Here is a 2,203-nt window from a genome sequence, read left to right as displayed (position 1 = left end):
AACATCTGCACCCGCCTCGGTAGCGTTCAGTATGTTGTCCGCTGTAATATCATCTATTGAAAGTACAGGAGCAGGATTCACCGTATCAACCGTATATGTTTTGTTTTCGGTTACCGTTGCACTGTTGCCCGCTACATCCGTTGTTACAAAACTTCCGTCAACCGTGGTATCGCCATCGGCGGCCAAGGCACTTCCAGGAATATCGATGCTATAATCACCCAAGGCATCCACCGTTCCCGTATAGTCCGTACCGTTTACTGTTAGCGTTACCGAATCCCCGGAGTTGAAGTCGCCACTTACCGTTCCGGTTACATTGACGTTCCCTCCTGCTTCCGTAGCGTTCAATACATTATCCGCCGTGATATCATCGATCGCCAGTACAGGGACGGGGACGGTCGTATCTACCGAGTATACTTGGATGTCGGTTGCAGTACCTACATTACCTGCGGTATCCGTTGTGCTCACACTTCCATCTACCGTCGTATCGCCATCGGCGGCCAGTTCACTGCCTGGGATTGCTATCGTGTAAGCGCCTGCGCCATCTACGGTTCCTGTGTAATCGGTGCCGTTGACTGTTAAGGTTACCGTATCCCCGGAGTTGAAGTCCCCACTTACGGTTCCGGTTACGTTGACGTTTCCTCCTGCTTCGGTAGCGTTCAATACATTGTCCGCGGTGATATCATCGATAGCCAGTACAGGGACTGGAGCTGTGGTATCTACCGAGTATACTTGGGTGTCCGTTGCTGTTCCAACATTTCCATTGATATCTGTGGTACTTACACTGCCATCGACCGTCGTATCGCCATCGGCAGCCAGTTCACTGCCTGGGATTGCTATCGTATAAGCGCCTGCGCCATCTACGGTTCCCGTATAATCAGTGCCGTTTACTGTTAGAGTTACCGTATCCCCGGAGTTGAAGTCGCCACTTACCGTTCCGGTTACATTGACGTTTCCTCCTGCTTCCGTAGCATTCAATACATTATCGGCCGTGATATCGTCAATAGCCAGTACAGGGACTGGAGCCGTGGTATCTACACTATACACTTGCGTATCTGTTGCTGTTCCGATGTTTCCATTGATATCGGTGGTAGTCACACTTCCATCAACCGTCGTATCACCATCGGCAGCCAGTTCACTGCCTGGTATTGCTATCGTGTAAGCTCCTGCTCCATCTACGGTTCCGGTGTAATCGGTTCCGTTGACCGTTAAGGTCACCGTATCCCCAGCATTAAAGTCACCTGAAACCGTTCCTGTTACCGCAACATCTGCACCCGCCTCTGCTGCATTCAATACATTGTCCGCGGTGATATCATCGATTGCCAGTACAGGGACCGGGGCTGTCGTATCTACCGAGTATACTTGCGTGTCGGTTACAGTTCCTACATTACCTGCGGTATCCGTTGTCGTTACACTTCCATCTACCGTCGTATCACCATCGGCAGCCAATTCACTGCCTGGGATAGAAATACTATATGCGCCTGCGCCATCTACGGTTCCCGTATAATCGGTGCCGTTTACTGTTAAGGTTACCGTATCTCCGGAGTTGAAGTCCCCACTTACCGTTCCAGTTACATCTATATTGGTAGCAGCCTCTGCTGCATTCAACACATTGTCTGCGGTGATATCATCGATCGCCAGTACAGGGACCGGGGCCGTGGTATCTACCGAGTATACTTGGGTGTCGGTTGCGGTTCCCACATTACCATTGGTATCTGTGGTAGTCACACTTCCATCGACAGTCGTATCGCCATCGGCAGCCAGTTCACTACCTGGAATTGCTATACTATATGCGCCTGCACCATCTACGGTTCCCGTATAATCGGTACCGTTGACCGTTAAGGTTACCGTATCTCCGGAGTTGAAGTCGCCACTTACCGTTCCGGTTACATTGACGTTTCCTCCTGCTTCGGTAGCATTCAATACATTATCGGCCGTGATATCATCGATCGCCAGTACAGGGACTGGAGCGGTCGTATCTACCGAGTATACTTGCGTGTCGGTTGCGGTACCGATGTTTCCATTGGTATCTGTGGTAGTCACACTTCCATCGACAGTCGTATCGCCATCGGCAGCCAGTTCACTACCTGGGATAGAAATACTATATGCTCCTGCGCCATCTACGGTTCCCGTATAATCGGTACCGTTTACTGTTAGCGTTACCGTATCCCCGAAGTTGAAGTCGCCACTTACTGTTCCGGTTACA

The 2,203-nt window shown here is 50.7% G+C and carries 1 protein-coding gene; it reads right to left on the bottom strand.

Annotated features, from left to right (window positions below; all coding sequences use genetic code 11):
* The coding region (locus KO513_RS04620) for a beta strand repeat-containing protein (protein WP_215912489.1) at positions 1-2,203 on the bottom strand (2,203 nt) is incomplete at both ends.

The sequence above is a fragment of the Zobellia sp. B3R18 genome (genome assembly GCF_018860715.1).
GTDB lineage: Bacteria > Bacteroidota > Bacteroidia > Flavobacteriales > Flavobacteriaceae > Zobellia > Zobellia russellii.
Note: the sequence above shows the minus strand (reverse complement) of the source record. Positions and strands in the feature narration are given on the sequence as shown.